This window comes from Pseudomonas sp. GOM7 (assembly GCF_026723825.1).
In the GTDB taxonomy this organism is placed as follows: Bacteria; Pseudomonadota; Gammaproteobacteria; order Pseudomonadales; family Pseudomonadaceae; genus Aquipseudomonas.
On sequence record NZ_CP113519.1, the window covers coordinates 2,756,415 to 2,779,286 of the forward strand.

A 22,872-nucleotide genomic window follows, 5' to 3' on the forward strand; every position below is an offset into this window, starting at 1 on the left:
TTACTGTTCAAGCCCCTCCCGCCACCATTGCGCCAGGCGCAGCACATGGGCGCCCTTGAGCATGGTGAAATGGTTGCCCGGCCCGTGCCATACCGTCAGCCTCGGCACCCGCGCCGCCCAACCGTCACGCATCGCTTGTTGTTCACGCAGGTTGTGCGCGCTGTCGAGGGTGGGGTCTTCGGCCAGTACCAGGCGTACCGGACCGTCATAGGTCTGGCTCGGCTGATAGCGGGTGCGCAGTGCCGTGGCGAAGGCACGCATCGGCCCTTCCATGGCTGTAGCCGGTGAGCGTGCCGGCAGAATCCCGGCGCTTACCATGCCCGCGTGCAGCAGGCGCATCTGTTGCAGGTCATCGGCGGCTTCCAGTTGCGCCGGGTCGATGCCCAGTGCCTTGCCGCTGGCTAGCTGAATCGCCTCGATCAGGCGCCGCAGGGCCTGGGTTTGGGTATAGGGCCGCCCGACCACACCGTTGCCGCCGGGCGCTTCACTGTCGATCAGGGTCAGCGAAGCCACCTCGCGACCCTGCGCCTGCAGGCGCAGGGCCATTTCGTAGGCCACCCAGCCACCGAACGAGTGCCCGACCAGATGCACCGGGCCATTCGGCTGTACCGTATCGAGCGCCGCCAGGTAGGCCGTGGCAGCGGTTTCCACCGTCCCGAACGGCACGCTGACGCCGTCCAGGCCGCGCGGTTGCAGGCCATGCAAGGGCCACTGTGCACCCAGTGCACCGGCCAGTTCGATGAACCCGGTCACGCTGTCACCGGCCCCCGGCACACAGAACACCGGCACCTGGCCTGGCTGGCCCGACTGGATCGTCAACAGTGGCTGGAACGGCGCCGCCAGTGCCGACTGCGGCGCGCTCGCCATGGCCGCGTCGATGGCCGCGCCCAGCGCCTGAACCTGCGGCGCCAGCATCATGCTCTGGTGGTCGCCCGGCACTTCGACGCGAAGTAGCTGGTTGCGCGGCATTAGGGTGTCCCAGCCCAGCCAGCCGTCATGGGCCGGGGCATCGGCGGCACGTTCGGCGGCCACGAACAGGTGCACCGCCAGTGGCAACGGATACGGCCGGTAATGCGCCAGTCCGTGGCCATGGGCTACTTCCCGGGCCAGATAATGCCGCAGGGCCTGCTCATTCAGCTCGACCAGCGCCGGTGGCAACAGGCGCTGCTGTGTGCAGAAGGCCAGGGTCTGCTCGAAGCTGGCCTGCTGGGCCAACGCCTTGCCGGTGTCCAGGGCCTGTCGGGTGCGTGCCTGCTCGGTGGCATCCTGCGTGGTCGCCGCCAGGAACACTTCGCAGCGATCCAGCAGGTGAATGCCCAGCGCCGCAGGACCGCTCCAGCGCGCCCGCCCCTGGTCGACCAGGCGTGGGTAATAGCTGTCGAGCAGGCCCAGGAAGGCCACCTGCTGGTTCTGCGCCAGTAGCTGGTTGGCCATTTCATAGGCCAGGATGCCGCCGAACGACCAGCCGGCCAGGCGATAAGGGCCTTGCGGCTGCACCTCGCGCATCAGCCCGATCAGACGGCTGGCCATGCATTCCAGGGTTTGCAGCGGTGCCTCGCCCCAAGGCTGCGCCGGCAGGCCATAGACCGGCACGTCCGCGCCGATGTGCTTGCCCAGTACCGGGAAGTACAGATCCAGCCCGCTGAACTCGTGCACCAGGAATAGTGCCGCCTGATTACCACCACTACGCACCTTTATAGCCCCCTCTACGGCCGGCGCATGCGCCACGCGCAAGCGTAAATGGCGGGCCATGGCCGCCACGCTGTCATACTCGAACACCTCGGCCAGGCTCACTTGCAGATCCGCCTGGGCCAGCGCACCGACCAGGCGCACAGCGAGCAACGAATGCCCGCCGGCTTCGAAGAAGCGTTCGTGGCGGCCAATGCGCTCGGCCCCCAGTACCTGCGCCCACAGCGTCGCCAGGGTGCTCTCCAGCCCTTCGGCCGGCGCCTCGTAGCCCTGGCCGCTGAAGGCCGGCTCGGCTGGTGCCGGCAAGGCGGCGACGTCGAGCTTGCCGTTGGCGGTGTGCGGCAAGGCCGTCACCTGTACATAGGCGGCCGGCACCATGTAGTCGGGCAACGCAGCGCGCATGTGCTCACGCAATTGCGCCGGGGTGGGTGCCTGCTGGCTGGTGAACCAGGCCACCAGTTGCCGATCGCCCCCCTCACGTTGCAACACCTGGACGGTGGCCTGTTCGACGGCGTCATGGATAGCCAGGCGGGCCTGGATTTCACCCAGCTCGATGCGATAGCCACGCAGTTTGATCTGCTGGTCGGCACGCCCCAGGTAATGCAGGCTGCCGTCGGCCCCCCAGCAGCCCAGGTCGCCGCTGCGGTACAGGCGCGCGCCGGGCTGCTCGCTGAACGGGTCGGCAATGAATGCCGCGGCGCTGAGCTGCGGCCGGTTCAGGTAGCCCAGGGCCACACCATCACCGCCAATGCAGATTTCCCCAGCCACGCCCACCGGAACCGGCTGCTGGCGCTCATCGAGCACATACACCTGAGTGTTCGACAGCGGCCGACCAATCGGCAGGCTCACGGCGTCCGGTGCCACATCCGTGACGAGATGGGTGGTGGCGAAGGTCGTGGTTTCGGTCGGGCCGTAGGCGTGGATCAGGGTCTGGCCCGGCGCCAGGTTGCGCATCGTGCGGAACATCGCCACATCGGCCCGTTCGCCACCGCTGAGCAGTACGCGCACGCCGGCCAGCGCCGCGCCGATCAGGCTCACGTACTGGTTGAACACTGCCGTGGTGAGGAACAGCACCGACACCTGCCGCTCAATCAGCGTCTGCGCCAGTTGTTCGGGCGCCAGCAGGCAATCGTGGTCGATCACCACCACCCGCCCGCCATTGAGCAGCGCCCCCCAGACTTCCAGGGTGCTGGCATCGAACGCCGGGTTGGAGGCAAACGCCACCCGATCATCCGGCGAGAACGTCATGAAGCCATTGTTCAGCACCAGGCGGCTGACACCCCGCTGTGGCGCCACCACGCCCTTGGGCGTGCCGGTCGAGCCAGAGGTGTACAGCACATAAGCCGCCGAGTCGCCGTCGACCCCTTGCGGCTCGACGTAATCCTGCGGTGCGCCGCTGTCTTGCGTGACATCCAGCCAGCGGGTGCCGGCGGGCAACCCGTGGCCAGCCACGCTCAGGGTCAGCAGCGCCCCGCTGTCCTGCAGGATCGCCTGCTGGCGGGCCTGTGGTGCATTGCGGTCGAGTGGAACATAGGCTGCGCCACACTTGAGCACTGCCAGGACGCTGACCAGCCAGTGCAGCGAGCGGTCCAGCAGCAGCGCTACACGGTCGCCCGGGCCGACACCTTCGCTGCGCAGGCGTGCCGCCAGGGCGTTGGCCTGCTGATCGAGCTCGCGGTAGCGGGTGAACTGGCCATTGTGCTCCACGGCCACGGCCTCCGGCTGGCGCGCCACCATGGCAGCGAACAGCCGGTGCAGCGGCTGCTCGCCGGGGTAGTCGGCCTGCGTCTGGTTGAAGCCCAGCAGCAGTTGATGACGCTCGGCCAGCGGCAGTACCGGCACATCATGCACGGGTTGCGTCGGTGCATGCTGCAGCGCTTCGGCCAGCCCTTCGAGGCAGTGTTCCAGATACTGGCACAGACGCTCGGCGCCCGCCTGGGGCAAGGCCTGGGCGCTGAGCATCAGCCCTTCGCCGAGGTCGTCGACGCTCATCACGATCGGGTAGTTGCTCCACTCCTCTCCGCCCAGGCCCTCGATACCCGTCCAGGCATCACTGGCCTGCGCGTCGCCGCCCAGCGCCGTGTGACGGAAATTGAGCAAGGTGTTGAACAGCGGTGCTGGCGCCTGCACTGCACTGCAGCGCAAGGCCTGCGCCAGTGAGGCATGCTCGTGACCCAGCAGCGCGGCCAGCGCCACATGCGCGTCACGCAGTGCCTGCTCGGTACCCAGGGCGCCGACTTCAAGGCGCAGAGGCAGGGTGTTGATCAGCAGCCCGAGCGTCCGGTCGGCCCCCTCGCCGCCTTGCAGACGGCCCATCAGCACCGTACCGAACACCACCGACTGCTGCCCGCTGAGCACACTGAGTACCCGCGCCCAGGCCAGGTGCACCAGGCTGGCAACGCTCACCCCGGCACTGCGAGCACAGGCTCGCAGACGCAGGTTCAGTGCCTCGGGCAGTACACGGCGCGCCTGTTCGAGGGTGCTGGCGTCCACGGCCACGTCTTCGATACCGAAGGCCAGCGTGGCCTGGCTGACTTCGCCCAGCATGGCCTCGAAGAACTGCTGATGACTTTCGGCGCTGGATCCCAGGCGTGCCTGGGCCACGTAGTTGCGATACGGCACCGGCGCGGGCAACTGAGCCTGGTTACCGCTCAGCCAGGCCTGCATTTCCTCGCGCACGGTGTCCAGCGCCGTGTGGTCGAGCACCAGGTGGTGGAACAGCAACAGGCCGATCCAGCGCTGCTGCTCGTCATCATAGGCACATACCCACTGCAGCATGGGGGCCTGGCGTACATCGAGGCGTGTCACACGCGGGTCGAAACGTTCACGCAGTTGCGTGCCCAGGTCACCCTCACGCGGATCCAGCGCCAGCACCTGCATCGGCAGCGCCGCGTCACGCAGCACCACCTGCAGCGGCTCGCCAAGCCCTTCCCAATGCACGGCCGTGCGCAGGATGTCGTGCCGCGCGATCACCCCGCGCAAGGCATCGCAGAAGGCTTGCATACGGTCATGATCGGCGAAGGTGAACAGCGCCTGTTGCAAGTAGGCATCACCCTGCTCGGACGCCAGGTGATGGTAAAGGATGCCTTCCTGCAACGGCGCCAGCGGGTAGATGTCCTGCACGTTGGCAGCACCGCCGGGCACCTTGTCCAGCAGCCGGTTCAGCTCGTCCTGGCTCAGCGTCACCAGCGGCAGCATCGCCGGGGTGATGTGCTCGCAGCCCTCGGCCGGAATCAGGTTGGCCGGTACGGCCACCTCCTGGCCCTGCCCCACGGCACCCGCCAGGGCGGCCAGGGTCGGCTGGCCGAACAGCACGCGCACGTCGGCATTGAGGCCCGCTTTGCGCATGCGCTCGATCAAGGTCACCGCCAGCAGCGAATGGCCACCCAGCTCGAAGAAGTGGTCATGCCGTCCTACCTGCTCGACATTCAGCAACTCGGCCCACAACTGCGCCAGGGTGGTTTCCAGCTCGCCCTGTGGCGCGACGTATTCGCGCTGGCTGTAGTGGCTGGCCTCAGGCGCCGGCAGCGCGTTGCGGGCCAGTTTGCCGTTGGCGCTCAGCGGCAGCTCGGCCAGCGCCACATAGGCGGCTGGCACCATGTACTCGGGCAATTGCCCACCCAGGAAGGCGCGCAAGCCTTCTGCTGTGGGTGCCTGCGCATTGTGGGCCAGGGTGTAATAAGCCACCAGGCGTTTGCCGCCCGCCTCCTCGCGCGCCACCACCACGGCCTCGTGGATCTGCGGATGGCGGTTCAGGCAGGCCTGCACCTCACCCAGCTCGATACGGAAGCCGCGGATTTTCACCTGGTCGTCGTTGCGCCCCAGGTACAGCAACGTACCGTCGGCCAGGTAGCGGCCCAGGTCGCCGGTGCGGTACATGCGAGCACCCGGCGCCGGGGTGAACGGGTCGGCCATGAAGCGTTCTTCGGTAAGCTCCGGACGCCCCAGATAGCCACGTGCCACCTGCACACCGCCGATGTACAGCTCACCGGTACAGCCCAGCGGCACCGGCTGGCCGACGGGATCGAGCAGGTACAGGCGAGTATTGGCCACCGGGCGACCGATCGGGGTGTTGTCCGGGGCGTCCGGGCCGTTGCAGGCCCAGGCAGTGACATCCACCGCCGCTTCGGTCGGGCCGTACAGGTTGTGCAGCGCCACCGCCGGCAGGCGTGCCTGCAGGCGCCGCACGCAATGCCCGGGCAGGGCCTCGCCGCTGCACATCACCTGGCGTATCGAGGTCAGGCGCTCCAGCCCTTCGTGGGCCAGGAACAGTTCCAGCATCGAAGGCACGAAGTGCAGTGTGGTCACCGCCTCGGCTTCGATCAAACGGCACAGGTAGTCCGGCTCGCGATGCCCACCAGGTCGTGCCATCACCAGCCGCGCGCCATTGAACAGCGGCCAGAAGAACTCCCACACCGAAACGTCGAAGCTGAACGGGGTCTTCTGCAGCACCACGTCCTGCTCGCCTAGCTGATAGGCGTCCTGCATCCACAGCAGGCGGTTCATCACCGCCGCGTGTTCGTTCATCACGCCTTTGGGCTGCCCGGTGGAACCGGAGGTGTAGATCACGTAGGCCAGGTGCGTCGCCGCGTGATCGGTCAGCCGCGGGTTGCTATCGGGCTGCTCGGCAAAGGCCTCCAATACCAGCGGCAGGCGCGTGATGCCAGCATCGGGCAGGCAGGTCTCGAGCCCCGGTTGCACCAGCACCGCTACCGGGCTGGCGTTTTCCAGCATGTAGGCCAGGCGCTCGCGCGGGTAATCCGGATCCAGCGGTACGTAGGCGGCCCCGGCCTTGAGGATCCCCAGCAGGCCGGCGACCATCTCCAGGCTGCGCTCGCAGCAGATCGCCACGCGGTCATCGGCGCCGATGCCCTGGCCGATCAAGGCGTGGGCAATGCGGTTGGCCTGCGCGTTGAGGGTGGCGTAGCTCCAGGTCTGCGCTTCGCAGACCACCGCAGTGGCCTGTGGCGTGCGCACGACCTGTGCCTCGAATGCCGCCTGCAGGGTCAGTCCTTGTGGGTAGGATCTGGCCGTGGCGTTGAAGTCTTCCAGCAGCAACTGGCGCTCGGCAGCGTCGACCAGTGGCAGGTGCATCGGCACCTGCTGGGCGTCTTCGGCCAGGGCGCGCAGCACGCGCTCCAGATAGCCCAGGTGACGTTCGGCGCTGCTGCGCTGGAACAGCGCGGTGGCGTACTCCAGCGACCCATGCAGGCAGCCGTCGATCTCGGCCATGTCCAGCAGCACGTCGAACTTGGCGCTGCGATTGCCCAGGCTCAGTCCTTCCAGGCTCAGCGCGCCGGGCGCCGCGGTAGCAGCGGCAGGGTTTGCCGCCTGCCAACTGAACATGGCCTGGAACAGCGGGCTGTGCGCCAGGCTGCGCGGCGGTTTGACCACCTCGACCACCTGCTCGAACGGCAGGTCCTGATGCGCCTGGGCCTCCAGTACGCAGGACTTGACGCGCTGCAGCAGCTCGCTGCCCCGGGGTTCGCCGCTCAGGTCCAGGCGCAGGGCCAGGGTGTTGACGAACAGGCCGATCAGCCCTTCGAGTTCCACTTGGCCACGGTTGGCCACCGGCGTACCGATCACCACGTCGTCCTGCCCGGCCAGGCGGCTCAGAACCACGCCCCAGGCGGCGAGCACGGTCATGAACAGGGTGCAGCCCTGGCGTTGGCTGAGTGCCTTGAGGCATTGGGTCAGCTCGCGATCCAGCACCAGGCCCACGGCGTCGCCTTCATAACGCTGCTGGGCCGGCCGCGGGTAGTCGGTCGGCAGGCTGAGCAAGGCTGGTGCGCCGGCCAGTGCCTGCTGCCAGTAACCGCTTTGCTGTTGCAGCACCTGGGCGGTGAGCCAGTTGCGCTGCCACACGGCGTAGTCGGCGTACTGTACCGGCAGCGGCGCCAGCGCGGGCTGGCCCTGCCCGCTATGGGCCAGGTACAGCGCAGCCAGTTCCGCGCTGAGCAGGTCGGTGGACCAGCCGTCGGCAATGATGTGGTGCAGGGTCAGCAACAGGGCGTGGTCGTCGTCGCCTAGGCGTACCAGCTGGCCACGCGCAAGCGGGCCGTTTTCCAGGTCGAACGGCGCACGGGCCTCTTCGGCGGCGAGTACCGCCAAGGCGGTTTCGACATCCGGCAGCCCCTGCAGGCTGCGCTCACGCAGGCTGAAGCCGCTGTCGGCGGCGCCGATGCGTTGCTCCACCGCCTGCCCCGGCTGTTGCACGAAGGTGGTCCGCAGCGCTTCGTGACGTGCCACCAGCGCATCCAGGGCGGCCCGCAGCGCAGGCACCTGCAACCGACCGCGCAGGCGCAGGCCGCTGGGGATGTGGTAGGCGGCACTGTCGCCTTCCAGCTGGGCCAGGAACCACAGGCGCTGCTGGGCGAACGACAGAGGCAACGGCTGCTGCCGCGACACCGGCACGATGGCCGGCTGTTCGCGCCGCGCCGCCTGTGCCAGACGCTGGGCCATCGCCGACAGCACTGGATGGGCAAACACTTCGGCCAGGTTCAGCTCCACACCCAGTTGCTGACGCACCCGCGCCAACAAGCGCATGGCCAGCAGCGAGTGGCCGCCGCGCTCGAAGAAATGCTCGTTGCGGCCAACCTGGGGCAGGTCCAGCAGATCGGCCCAGATGTTGGCCAGCGCCTGCTCGGTGGCGTCGGCCGGCGCTTCATAGCTTTCATGCGCCTGCCATTGCTCAGGCGCCGGCAACGCGCTGCGGTCGAGCTTGCGGTTGGCGGTCAGCGGCAGTGCATCGAGCATCACCCAGGCACTGGGCAGCATGTACTCGGCCAGTTGCTCGGCCAGGGCCTGGCGCAACTGTGCAGCCTGCAGCACCTGCCCTGGCTGGGCCACCACATAGGCAACCAGGCGTTTCTCGCCTTGCACGTCACGGGTCAGCACGGCGGCCTCTTTCACGCCTCGGCAATCGGCCAGGCATTTCTCGATCTCGCCCAGTTCGATACGGAAGCCACGCACCTTGACCTGGAAGTCATTGCGCCCCAGGTACTGCAGGCTGCCATCGACGGTGTAACGCGCCAGGTCACCGGTGCGGTACATGCGCGCGTCAGGCGCCTCGCTGAACGGATCGGCGAGGAAGCGCTCGGCATTCACCTGCGGCAGTTTCAGGTAACCGCGCGCCACGCCGTCACCGCCGATGTACAGCTCACCGGCCACGCCCAACGGCACTGGCTGGCGATAGGCATCGAGCAGGTAGATACGCGTGTTGGCCATCGGCTGGCCGATGCTCACCACACTGCCCTGCGCCACCTCGTCGAGCATGGCGGCGGTGCAGGAGACCGTGGCTTCGGTAGGGCCATAGGTGTTGATCAGGCGCGTATGGGCTGGCCGCAAACGGTTCCACTGTTCGAGTTTCTGCGCCGCCAGGGCGTCGCCGGTCACGTTCAGCAGGCGCACGCCGGCCAGGGCCTGCGCCGCCAGCGCGGGCTGCGCCTGCCAGTCGCCGACCAGGCTGTGCCAGTGCGCGGCGGTCAGGTGCACCATGCTCGGCCCTGGCACACCGGTACCGGGCAGGCCGTCGCTGGCGAAGATTTCGCGCACCGGCAACACACAGGCACCGGCCATCAGCGCCGGGAAGATTTCCTCCACCGACAGGTCGAAGTTCAGCGAGTTCTGCTGCAGCACGCGGTCGCCTGGGTGCAGCCCGAACAGGCGGGCGGCATCCAGGCTGTAGTTGACCAGGCCGCGGTGCTCGATCATCACCCCCTTGGGGTTGCCGGTCGAGCCGGAGGTGTAGATCACATAGGCCAGGTTACGGCTGCCCAGGCCCGCGACCACCGGGTTGCCCGGATGGGCTGGCAGCGGCTCGTCCAGGGCCAGCAGTGGCAGCTCGGCCAGCGGCAGGCGCTGGTACAGCTGGCGCTGGCTCACCAGCACCTTGGCCGCGCTGTCGCGCAGCATGTAGTTGAGGCGCTCCGGCGGATAGGTTGGGTCCAATGGCAGGTAGGCCGCACCGGCCTTGAGCACCCCGAGCATGCCGACCAGCACGTCGATGCCGGGTTGCAGGTACAGCCCGACGCGATCATCCAGGCCCACGCCCATCTCGATCAGGCGCTGCGCCACCGTGTTGGCGGCAATGTTGAGCTCCGCATAGGTCAGTTGCTGGTCGGCAGTCTGCACGGCCAGCGCATCGGGCTGCGAGGCGGCGCGTTGCTCGAACAATGCATGGATGGTGACATGGCTCGGGTAGGCAACGGCGGTGTCGTTGAAACCGTCCAGCAGTTGCTGCTGCTCCTGTTCGCTGAGCAACGGCAGGCTGGCGACCTGCGCCTGCGGTTGCTCGACCATGCCCTGCAGCAGGCGCTGCCAGTAATCGATGTAGCGCTGCACGGTGCTGGCATCGAACAGCGCGGTGGCATACTCCAGGCTGCCCACCAGCTCGCCGTCGAGCTCGCCGATATCCAGGGTCAGGTCGAACTTAGCCACTTGGTTCGGCACCCCGAGCAGGCTCAATTCCAGTCCGTCCATCGCCAGTTGCGTGCCGGCGAAGTCCTGCCAGCTAAGCATGGCTTGGAACACCGGGCTGTGGGCCAGGCTGCGCGGTGGGTTGACCACCTCCACGACCCGCTCGAAGGGCAGATCCTGGTGCGCCTGGGCCGCCAGCACCTGTTGCCTGGTGTGCGCCAGCAAGGTGGCGGTGTCCGCAGCGCTGGCCAGATCCAGGCGCAGCGCCAGGGTGTTGACGAACATGCCGATCAGCGGCTCCAGCTCGGCGCGACCACGGTTGGCCACCGGCGTGCCGATCACCACGTCGTCCTGCCCGGCCAGGCGGCCCAGCAAGGCGCCCCAGGCCGCCAGTACGGTCATGAACAGCGTGGTGCCATGGCGTTGGCTCAGCGCCTTGAGCTGCTGGGTCAGGGATTTGCCAAGACGCAGCCCCAGGCTGGCGCCGGCATTGCTCTGGCGCGCCGGACGCGGGCGGTCGGTGGGCAGCGTGAGCAGCGCGGGTGCGTCGCTCAGGGTCGCCTGCCAATAGGCGCTCTGCTCGGCCAGGCCATCACCGCCCAGCCAGCGGCGCTGCCACAGGGCGTAGTCGGCGTACTGCACCGTCAAGGCGGGCAACGGGTCCGGCTGGCCGGCGTGCAGCGCACTGTACAGCGCCGACAGTTCAGCGGTCAGCAGCCCCATCGACCAGCCGTCGGCGACGATGTGGTGCAGGGTCAGCAGCAGCACGTGGTCCTGTTCGCCCAGGCGCAGCAGGCGTGCCCGCATCAGCGGGCCGCTGGCCAGGTCGAACGGTGCCAGCGCCTCTTCGCCGGCCAGGGTCAGGGCCTGCTGTTCGGCATCCGCGGCATCGCTGAGATCCGTGCAGGCCAGCTCGAAGCCCTGCCCGGCAGGCAGGATCTGCTGCACCGGCAAGGCATCGTGGTCTTGCGCATCGCCTTGAACGACGAAGCAGGTGCGCAGCGCCTCGTGACGTTCGACGAGACGTGCCAGCGCGGCCTGCAGGGCAGTGATGTCCAGCGCGCCCTGCAAACGCACGGCGGCCGGCATGTTATACGCGGCACTGGCGCCTTCCACCTGAGCCAGCAACCACAAGCGCTGCTGAGCGAATGACAACGGCAGGTCGCCTTCGCGCGGCGTCGCCACGATGGCCGGCAACTGGCTGCGGCCAGCCTGGCTGACACGGCTGGCCAGCGCGCTCAGATGGCTGTGGGCGAACAGCTCGGCCAGGCTCAGCTCGACGCCCAGCAGCAGACGCACCTGGGAGATCAGCCGCACTGCCAGCAGCGAGTGGCCGCCCAGTTCAAAGAAGTTGTCGTGACGGCTGACCTGCTCTACCCCCAGCAGTTGCTGCCAGAGTTGCGCCAGAGCGGTCTCGATCGGCCCTTGCGGAGCCTCGTAGGCCTGATTGACGAAGGCTTGCATGCCCGGCACCGGCAAGGCCTTGCGATCCAGCTTGCCGTTGGGCGTCAGCGGCAGAGCGTCCAGATAGACATAGGCGGCCGGCACCATGTACTCCGGCAACTGGCCTTGCAGGTGTTCACGCAGGCTCTGGATATCCAGTTGTTCATTACCGGTGTAGTACGCCACCAGGCGCAGATCGCCCGGCACGTCTTCACGAGCCATGGCCACCGCATCCTTCACGCCGTCGAAAGCCGCCAGGCGCGCTTCGATTTCGCCCAGCTCGATACGGAAGCCGCGAATCTTCACCTGGTCGTCGTTACGGCCCAGGTATTCCAGGTTGCCGTCCGCCAACCAGCGCGCCAGGTCGCCAGTGCGGTACATGCGCGCGCCCGGCTCGCGGCTGAATGGGTCAGCGAGGAAACGCTCGGCGGTCAGGTCATCACGGTTCAGGTAACCCCGCGCCACGCCGGCACCACCGATATACAGCTCGCCCGCTACACCCAGCGGCACCGGCTGACGGTGCTCATCGAGCAGATAGAACCGGGTATTGGCCACCGGTTTGCCGATGTGCGGCACGAAGCCATCGGCACGGTTCATGGCCACCCAACTGGAATAGGTGGTGGTTTCCGACGGGCCATAGAGGTTGCACAGGCGTTGCACCGAAGTCTCGGCGAAGAGCTTGTCGACCAGCGAGCCTTTCAAGGCTTCGCCAGCCACATTGACGGTATGCACGCCTTCGTTGAGGCCGCCGGATTCCAGCAGCGCCTTCAAGGCCGACGGCACGGTGTTGATCAGGCTGACTTTCGCCTCGCGTGCCGCCAGGGCGTTCTCGACCACATGCACGCAGCCACCGGTGGTCAGCGGCGCAAAGCACTCGTAGACCGCCAGGTCGAAGTTCAGCGAGGTGGAGAACAGCGTGTTCTGCAGCACTTCAGGCTCGAAGGCCTGTTGTGCCCAGGTGAGGAAGTTCACCGCGTTGCGGTGCTCGATCATCACGCCTTTCGGCAAGCCGGTGGAACCGGAGGTGTAGATCAGGTAGGCCAGGTTGGACGAGGTCAGGCCCGGCACCACCGGGTTGCCCTGTACCTCGCAGATCCAGTCGAAGCCATCGAGATTTACCACCGAACGGTCGCCAAGCAGCGCCAGGGTGGCTTCCTGGCCAATCACCGCCGCTGGTTCGCTGTCTTGCAGCATGTAAGCGATACGTTCAGCCGGGTAATTCGGGTCCAGTGGCACATAGGCACCGCCGGCCTTGAGTACGGCGAGCATGGCCACCAGCATCGAAGTACCGCGTTGCAGGCAGATGCCCACCCGCGCATCCGGCACTACACCCTGGGCAATCAGATGCTGGGCCAGTACGTTGGCCCGATTGTTGAGTTCGGCATAGCTCAGCAGCGTGTCGCCATGCGCCACTGCCGATGCAGTTGGTGTGCGGGCTGCCTGCTCCTCGAACAGCCCCTGCAGGGTCTGCTGCTCGGGGTAGCTCATCGCCGTGGCATTGAACTGCTCCAGCAACTGTTCGCGCTCGCCCGCAGGTAGCACGCTCAGGCGGTTCATCGGCGTCTGCGGTGCCTGCTCCAGCGCCTGCACCAGGTTGTGCAAGGCCGTCTGCAGGTACTGGCACAGCCGTTCGGCGCCAATCGCCGGCACGGCCTGGGCATTGAGTACCAGATCCTCACCCAGGTCATCGACGTTCATCGCCAGTGGGTAGTTGGTGCGCTCTTCCATGCCCAGGGTCTGGATGCCCTGCCAGGCCTCGGTGGCCTGCGCCGTGGGCGCATCGCTGGCGCTATGGCGGTAGTTGAGCAAGGCGCTGAACAGCGTTGCGCCGCTGGGCAGGCCGCTGCAACGCAAGGCTTGCGACAGAGACGCGTGCTCGTGCCTGAGCAGTGCCGAGACCCGTTGGTGGGCCTGGCGCAGCGTGTCCTTAACGCTCTGCTGGCCCAGGCTCAGGCGCAGCGGCAAGGTGTTGATGAACATGCCCAGCGCCCGCTCACTGCCGGTGCCGCCGTGCAGGCGGCCCATCAGCACGGTGCCGAACACCACCTCTTCGCGCCCGGCCAGGGCGCCGACCACCGCCCCCCAGGCCAGATGCGCCAGGCTAGCGACGCTGACGCCCGCCTGTCGCGCCTGAGCCCGCAGGCGTTGGCTCAGCTCCGCCGCCAGTGGCAGATGCGCTTCTTCGATACCGCGCCCGTCACCTTGCACATCGGCCAGGCCGAGCGGCAGCGTGGGCGCGTCGATATCACCCAGCATCTCGGTAAAGAAGGCCTCATGGGCTGCATACCCCAAACCCGCCTGAGCCTGGGCCACATGGTTGCGATACGGCACCGGTGCACTCAATTGCTCGGCCTGGCCTTGCAGGCAGGCCTGCATTTCCTGCACCACCACCTCGACGGCGGTGTGATCCAGCACCAAGTGATGGAACAGCAGCACGCCCAGCCAGCGGCCATTGGTCGCGTCGGCGGCACAGGCCAGGCGCATCAGCGGTGCCTGTGCCAGATCGAGGCGCAGTTGGCGTGGGTCGAAACGGTCGCGAAGGGCTTGCAGGGCATCGCCTGCAGAGGCTTCTAGCTGGACTCGTTCGACACTCAGGCTGGCCTCGCGCCAGACCACCTGCACCGGTTGCTCCAGCCCGTCCCACAGTACTGCGGTGCGCAGGATGTCATGGCGTTGCACCACCTGCTGCAAGGCCTGGGCGAAACGCTCGACCTGCTGTTCGCTATCGAAGGCGAACAGCACCTGTAGCACATAGGGGTCGCCTTCGCTGGCGGCCAGGTGGTGGTAGAGAATGCCTTCCTGCAGCGGTGCCAACGGGTAGATATCCTGCACATTGGCCGCGCCGCCGGGCACGCTGTCGACGATACGCTGGATGCTTGCCTGATCCAGCTCGATCAGCGGCAGCAGCTCCGGGGTAATGTGCGTGCAACCCTCAGGGATCAGGTTGGCCGGTACGCTCAACTGTTCCTGCTCACCCACAGCAGCCGCCAGCGCGGCCAGGGTCGGCTGGTTGAACAGCACCCGCACATCGGCGCTCAGGCCCTGCTGGCGCAGGCGTTCGATCAGTTTCACTGCCAGCAGCGAGTGGCCGCCCAGCTCGAAGAAGTGATCGTGACGGCTCACCCGCTCGACACTCAGCAGGTCTTGCCAGATCTGCGCGAGTTTTTCCTCCATCTCGCCTTGCGGCGCTTCATAGGCACGGCTGGCCAACGCCGAGGCATCCGGCGCCGGTAGCGCCTTGCGATCCAGCTTGCCGTTGGCGGTCAGTGGCCACTGCTGCATCACCACGTAGGCGGCAGGCAGCAAATGTTCGGCCAGGCGCGTCTGCAACTGGCTGCGCAGGCTGGCCGCGTCCAGGTCGCCCTCGCCCATCACATAGGCCACCAGGCGTTTGTCACCGGGCACGTCCTCGCGGGCGATCACTACCGCTTCGCTCACGCCAGCGCAGGTCTGTAGCTGTGCTTCGATTTCGCCCAGTTCGATACGGAAACCGCGGATCTTCACCTGGTCGTCGTTACGGCCCAGATACTGCAGCTCGCCGTCCAGCGACCAGCGCGCCAGGTCGCCGGTACGGTACAGGCGGCCCAAGGTTGGGTGCTGAATGAAGCGTTCGGCGTTCAGCTCAGGGCGGTTCAGATAACCGCGCGCCACGCCGGCACCGCCAACGTACAGCTCGCCGATAACACCTTCCGGCAGCGGCTCACGATTGCCATCCAGCACGTAGATGCTCAGGTCGGCCAGGGCCTGGCCGATCGGGCTCACTCCAGCCAGGGCATCGGCGGGCGTCAGGGCGCGATAGGTCACGTGCACCGTGGTTTCGGTGATGCCGTACATGTTCACCAGTTGCGTACCGGCATTGCGCACTTGCGCGTACCAGGGCTTGAGCAGCGCGGTGTCCAGCGCCTCGCCACCGAAGATCACCTGGCGCAAGGAATGCGATTGCTCACTGCTGGCCTGAGCGGCGATCAGCGAGCGGAATGCGCTCGGCGTCTGGTTCAGCACCGTGACGCCACGTTCGCAAAGCAGTTCGTAGAAGTCCTGCGGCGAGCGGCTGATGGCATACGGCACGATGACCAGCTCGCCACCGTGAGCCAAGGCACCCCAGATCTCCCAGACCGAGAAGTCGAAGGCCACCGAGTGGAACAGGGTCCATACGTCGCTAGTGCCGAAGTTGAACTGCGCCTGGGTGGCGCTGAACAGCCGGCTGACATTGCCGTGCTCGACCTGCACCCCTTTCGGCAAACCGGTGGAGCCGGAGGTGTAGATCACATAGGCCAGGTGGGAAGCCGAAACCTCAACGTCCGGGTTGCCTTGTGGTTGGTCGCCCAGTGAGTCCATATCGATCAGCAGTGCTGAGGTATTCAGCAGCCCCGCCGTTGCGCCCTGCACCAGCACGGCTTTCGGCGCGCAATCCTGCAACTGGTAGGCCAGGCGTTCAGCCGGGTAATCCGGATCCAGCGGCACATAGCCGGCACCCGCCTTGAGCACGCCGAGCAGGCCGACGATCAGTTGTGGGCCGCGCTCCAGGCACAGGGCCACGCGGTCATCGGCACCGATGCCTTGGGCCAGCAGATGATGCGCGACCTGGTTGGAGCGGGCGTTGAGCTCGCCGTACGTCAGGCTCTGTTCCTCGTAGCGCAGCGCGATGGCTTGCGGTCGGGCCAGCGTCTGGGCCTCGAACTTATGGTGTACTGCCGGGGTATTGGCGCACGGCTGGGTGTCGCCGCCCAGGGCCAGCAGACGCTGACGCTCGGCCGTATCCAGCAGGCCCAGCTGTTCAAGGGTGGTGTCAGGAGCGTGCTCCAGGGCCTCGACCAGCGCTGCGAGCACCTGTTGCATGTAGCCGCACACGCGGGCAGCCCCAATACGTGCATCGGCCATCACGGTCAGGGTGAAGTCCTGGCCCAGGTCATCCACCGATAGGCTCAGCGGGTAGTTGGTGCGCTCTTCGCCGCTAAGCGCCTGGATGCCTTCCCAGGCCGCCTGATCGTCGCTTGGCTGGCCCTGCAGATGGCGGAAGTTGAGCAAGGCGCTGAACAGCGGCGCCGGTGCGGCGACACCGCTGCAACGCTGGGCCAGCACCAGCGAGGCATGCTCGTGGGCCAGCAAGGCGCTGAGCCGTGCGTGCGCCTGGCGTACGCCTTCACGCACGCCCTGCCCGGTCAGCGTCAAACGCAGTGGCAAGGTATTGATGAACATGCCCAGCGCACGGCCGGCCCCCTCGCCGGCCTGCAGGCGACCGAGCAGAACGGTGCCGAAGACTACGTCTTCACGTCCGGCCAGGGTGCCCAGCACGCGGGCCCAGGCCAGGTGATACAGGCTGGCGGCGCTGACGCCCAGGTAACGGGCCTGGGCCCGCAGGCGTCGGCCGAGCGCAGGCGCGACCGGCTCGCGAACCTCCTGGATGCCCTGGCCGCTGCCCTGCACTTCACGGATGCCCAGTGGCAGGGTCGGCTCGTCGATATCGCCCAGTTGCTCGCGGAAGAACGCCTCGTGGGCTTCGCGGCTCACGCCCAGGCGTGCCTGGGCCACATAGTTGCGGTACGGCACCTGGGCCGGCAGGCGCGCGCCGTTGCCGGCCATCAGTGCACCGATCTCGGCGCTGAGCAGGCCCAGCGAAGTGGCGTCGTCGACCAGGTGATGGAAACGCAGCAGGCCCAGCCAGCGGCCTTGCTCGGGGTCTTCGCAGTAGTCGATACGCAGCAGCGGTGCCTGAGTCAAGTCCAGGCGGTGCTGACGCGGATCCAGCGCGGCGCACAGTCGCTCGGCCACGCTGCCCGGTGCGTCGGGCAAGGCCACCGGCTCCAGTGGCAGCGGCGCCTCGCGCCATACCACTTGCACTGGCTCATCGAGCCCTTCCCACAGCACTGCGGTGCGCAGGATGTCATGCCGCGCGATGACCCCTTGCAGGGCCTCGGCGAACTGCTGCAGGCGAGCGCGGTTGTCGAAGGCGAACAGCGCGTATTGCAGGTAGGGGTCGCCCTGCTCGGCGATCAGATAGTGATAAAGGATGCCTTCCTGCAGCGGCGCCAGCGGGTAGATGTCCTGCACGTTGGCGACACCACCCGGTACCGCCTGGGTGATCCGCTCGATACTGGCCTGGTCCAGTTCGATCAGCGGCAGCATATCCGGGGTGATCTGTGTACAACCGACAGGAATCAGGTTGGCCGGCACCCTGACCTGCTGCTGTTCGCCGACGGCCGCGGCCAGCGCGGCCAGGGTCGGCTGGTTGAACAGCACCCGCACATCGGCGTTCAGGCCTTGCTGGCGCATGCGCTCGATGAGCTTCACCGCCAGCAGCGAATGACCGCCCAGCTCGAAGAAATGATCGTGGCGGCCGACACGCTCGACACCCAGCAGGTCTTGCCAGATTTGCGCCAGTTGCTGTTCGGTGTCGCCTTGCGGCGCTTCGTAGGTGCGCCGCGCCAGGGCCTCGGCATCCGGGGCCGGTAAGGCCTTGCGATCCAGCTTGCCGTTGGCAGTCAGTGGCCATTGCTGCATCACCACATAGGCAGCAGGCAGCAAATGTTCGGCCAGACGCGTCTGCAACTGGCTGCGCAGGCTGGCCGCGTCCAGGTCGCCCTCGCCCATCACATAGGCCACCAGGCGTTTGTCACCGGGCACGTCCTCGCGGGCGATCACTACCGCTTCGCTCACGCCAGCGCAGGTCTGTAGCTGTGCTTCGATTTCGCCCAGTTCGATACGGAAACCGCGGATCTTCACCTGGTCGTCGTTACGGCCCAGATACTGCAGCTCGCCGTCCAGCGACCAGCGCGCCAGGTCGCCGGTACGGTACAGGCGGCCCAAGGTTGGGTGCTGAATGAAGCGTTCGGCGTTCAGCTCAGGGCGGTTCAGATAACCGCGCGCCACGCCGGCACCGCCAACGTACAGCTCGCCGATAACACCTTCCGGCAGCGGCTCACGATTGCCATCCAGCACGTAGATGCTCAGGTCGGCCAGGGCCTGGCCGATCGGGCTCACTCCAGCCAGGGCATCGGCGGGCGTCAGGGCGCGATAGGTCACATGCACCGTGGTTTCGGTGATGCCGTACATATTCACCAACTGGGTACCCGCATTACGCACTTGCGCGTACCAGGGTTTGAGCAGCGCGGTATCCAGCGCCTCACCGCCGAAGATCACCTGGCGTAGCGAGTGCGACTGCTCACTGCTGGCCTGCGCGGCGATCAGCGAGCGGAAGGCACTGGGTGTCTGGTTCAGCACCGTGACGCCGCGTTCGCAAAGCAGTTCGTAGAAGTCCTGCGGCGAACGACTCAGCGCGTACGGCACGATCACCAGTTCGCCACCGTGGGCCAGGGCGCCCCAGATCTCCCAGACCGAGAAGTCGAAGGCCACGGAGTGGAACAGGGTCCATACGTCGCTGGTGTCGAAGTTGAACTGCGCCTGGGTGGCGCTGAACAGCCGGCTGACATTGCCGTGCTCGACCTGCACCCCTTTCGGCAGACCGGTGGAACCCGAGGTGTAGATCACATAGGCCAGATGCTGCGGATTGGGCGCGGCCACCTGCGGATTGTCAGTGGGCTGTTCGCCCAGCGACGCCAGGTCGATCAGCGGCGCGGATGTCTGCAACAGGCCCGCCGTGCTGCCTTGTACCAGGACGGCTTTCGGTGCGCAGTCCTGCAACTGGTAGGCCAGGCGTTCAGCCGGGTAGTTCGGATCCAGCGGCACATAGCCGGCACCCGCTTTGAGCACACCGAGCAGGCCGACGATCAGTTGTGGGCCGCGCTCCAGGCACAGGACTACAGGGTCATCGGCACCGATGCCCTGGGCCAGCAGATGATGCGCGACCTGGTTGGCGCGGGCGTTGAGCTCGCCGTACGTCAGGTTCTGCGCCTCGTAGCGCAGCGCGATGGCTTGCGGTCGGGCCAGCGCCTGGGCCTCGAACTGACGGTGCACCGCCGGGGTATCGGCGCACGGCTGGGTGTCACCGCCCAGGGCCAGCAGACGCTGACGCTCGGCGGGCGCCAACAGGCTCAGGTGTTCAAGGCTTTGATCAGGTCGCGTGGCCAAAGCATCGACCAGCGCTTCGAGAACGTTCTGCAAGTAATCGCAGACGCGTTGCGCGCCGATTGCGCCAGTGGCCAGGGCAGTGATGTCGAAACCATCGCCCAGGTCATCGACGTTCAGGGTCAATGGATAGTTGGTGCGCTCATGCCCGCTGAGGGCTTGCATGCCGGCCCAGGCCTGCTCGGCGTGCTGGCCGCTGGCGGCGACGCTGTGACGGTAGTTGAGCAAGGCGCTGAACAGCGGCGCCTGGCCCTGGATACCGCTGCAACGCTGGGCCAGCGCCAGGGGCGCATGCTCGTGGGCCAATAGCTGTGTCAGGCGCCGGTGCGCGTCGTGCACCGCCGCGCTGACACTGAGAGCGCTGAGGTTCAGGCGCAGCGGCAAGGTGTTGATGAACATGCCCAGGGCCCGGTCACTACCCTGCCCGGCGTTGAGGCGGCCGAGCAATACGGTGCCGAACACCACCTGCTCGGTGCCGGACACACGCCCCAGCAGCACCGCCCAGCCCAGGTGCACCAGGCTGGCGGCGCTGACCCCGAGCTTGCGCGCCTGTTCGCGCAGGCCCGCACTCAAGCTGGCAGGCAATGAGCGCTTGGCTTCCTCGATACCCAGGCCGTCGCCTTGCACGTCGTGCTCGCCGAATGGCAGGGTCGGCTCGGTCACGTCCGCCAGTTGCTCACGGAAGAAGGCTTCGTGGGCTTCGGCGCTGACGCCCAGGCGTGCCTGGGCCACGTAGTTGCGATAGGGCGCTGCGGCGCCCAGGCTGTCGCCCTGGCCCAGCAGCAGGGCCTGCATTTCTTCCTGCACCACCGCCAGGGCGGTGTGATCCAGCACCAGATGGTGGAACAGCAGCGTCAGTACCCAACGCCCGTTGGTGGCATCCTCGGCGCAGGCCAGGTGCAGCAACGGCGCGCGGGTCAGATCCATGCGGTAATGGCCAGCGTCGAAACGCTGTGCCAGTTGCTCCGTGGCCGTGCCGCCGCTGGCGCTCAGGCTGACCCACTCCGGTTCCAGCGCGGCCTGCCGGCAGACCACCTGCACCGGTTCGGTCAGGGCCTGCCAGTGCACGCTGGTGCGCAGGATGTCGTGGCGCGCCACGACCTGCTGCAAGGCCTGAATGAATGCCTCCAGGCGCTCACGGCTGTCGAAGGCGTACTGCGACTGCAGCACATAGGGGTCACCCTGCTCGGCACTGAGGTGATGGTAAAGAATGCCTTCCTGCAGCGGCGCCAGCGGGTAGATGTCCTGGATATTCGCCGTGCCGCCCGGAATTGCCGACACGATGCGGTCGATTTCGCTCTGTTGCAGCTCGACCAGCGGCAGCAGTTCCGGGGTGATCTGTGTGCAGCCTGGCGGGATCAGGTTGTCCGGCACCTCGATATCGGTGCTTTCACCCACGGCAGCGGCCAGTGCCGCCAGGCTTGGCTGGCTGAACAGCACACGCACATCGGCGCTCAAGCCCTGCTCGCGCATGCGCTCGACCAGGCTCACCGCCAGCAGCGAGTGACCACCCAGCTCGAAGAAGTTGTCATGCCGTCCGACCTGCTCCACACCCAGCAGGGTCTGCCAGATGGCCGCCAGGGTGCGTTCGGTGTCGGTCTGCGGCGCTTCGTAAGTACGGCTGATGACCGCATCGGCGCCAGGTACTGGCAGCGCTTTACGGTCAAGCTTGCCGTTGGCGGTCAGCGGCAGGCTGTCCAGCTGCACATAGGCGCTGGGCACCATGTACTCCGGCAGCTCACCTTGCAGATGATCGCGCAGCACCTCGATGGCCACGGCTTGCGCGGCGGTGAAGTAGGCAACCAGGCGTTTGTCGCCTGGGGTGTCTTCACGCAGCAGCACGGCGCTGGCCTGGATACCGGGGAATTGCGCCAGACGTGTTTCGATTTCACCGATTTCGATACGGAAACCGCGCAGCTTGATCTGGTTGTCGTTACGTCCCAGGTATTCCAGATTGCCGTCCACCAGCCAGCGCACCAGGTCGCCGGTGCGGTACAGACGGCCCAACTGAGGGTGCTGGATGAAGCGCTCGGCGGTCAGCTCTGGCTGGTTGAGGTACCCCACGGCCAGGCCATCGCCGCCGATATATAGCTCACCCGCCACGCCCAGGGGTGCCAGTTGTTGCTGGGCATCGAGCACATAGAGCTGGGTATTGGCCAGCGGCCGACCGATGGGCACGCTACCCTGCCCGGCTTCGCGGATCTCGTAGGTGCTGGAGAAGGTGGTGGCTTCGGTTGGGCCGTAGCCATTGAGCAGGTGTTGTGGTGCGCCGTTTTCAAGCACGCCGGCTATCACCGCCGGATCCAGCACGTCGCCGCCAACGATCAGGTAGCGCAGACGGCTGAAGGCCGGGTACAGGCTGGCGGCGTATTGATGGAACAGGCCGGCGGTCATCCACAGCACGCTGACTGCCTGCTCGGTAAGTAGCGCGGTAAAGCGGCTACGATCCAGCAACACATTCTGCTCGACCACCACCACGGCGCCGCCATTGAGCAGCGGTGCCCAGACTTCCAGGGTGCTGGCATCGAACGCCGGGTTGGCGGCAAAGGCCACGCGATCCTGGGCGTTGAATTCGGCATAGCCGTTGTTGATGACCAGACGTGCTACGGCGCGATGCGGCACCACCACGCCTTTTGGCTGACCGGTGGAGCCGGAGGTGTACATCACATAGGCCGGGGTATCGGCGGCCTGTTCAAGGCCGGGGTCATGCGCCGGCTGAGCACTGAGGTTCAGCGTATCGAGGGCCAGCCACTGGCGTGCCTGCGGCAGTGCCTCGCGGGCATAGCCCAGCACGCAAATCGCGTCGCTGTCCTCCAGCATGAACAACTGGCGCTCCACCGGAGCATGCACGTCCAGCGGCACATAGGCCGCTGCACACTTGAGCACCGCCAGTTGTGCGACCAGCAGGTCAGCCGAGCGCGGCAGCAGCAAGGCCACCTTGCTGCCTGGAACAACGCCTTGAGCGACCAGGTGATGAGCCAGCTGGTTGGCACGGGTGTTGAGCTCGGCGTAGTTCAGCTGAACCTCGCCGTCGGTCACGGCCAGGGCGTCCGGGCTGGTCTGGGCCTGGGCTGCGAACAGGCTGTGCAGGGTCTGCTCGCGTGGGTAGTCGCTGGCTGCCGGGTTGAAACCCAGCAGGTGCATGCGTTCGGCCTCGGGCAGTGTCGCCAGGTCTTGCAACGGCGTGCCGGGGGCGTGTTCCAGCGCCTTCACCAAACTCTGCACCGCGCAGGCCAGCGCCTCGCAGACACGCTGTGCACCGATGCTTTCCAGTGCCAGGGCGGTAAAGGCAAAACC

1 protein-coding gene (cut by a window edge) is annotated in these 22,872 nt (G+C 66.8%); it reads right to left on the reverse strand.

What is annotated here, in order from left to right; translation table 11 throughout:
* Nucleotides 1-22,872: the 3' portion of a non-ribosomal peptide synthetase gene (locus OU800_RS12490; RefSeq protein ID WP_268177595.1), read on the reverse strand. Its footprint extends 7,875 nt past the window's final position; only the last 22,872 of its 30,747 coding nucleotides appear in the window; its start codon lies off the right edge, out of view; it ends in the stop codon at nucleotides 1-3.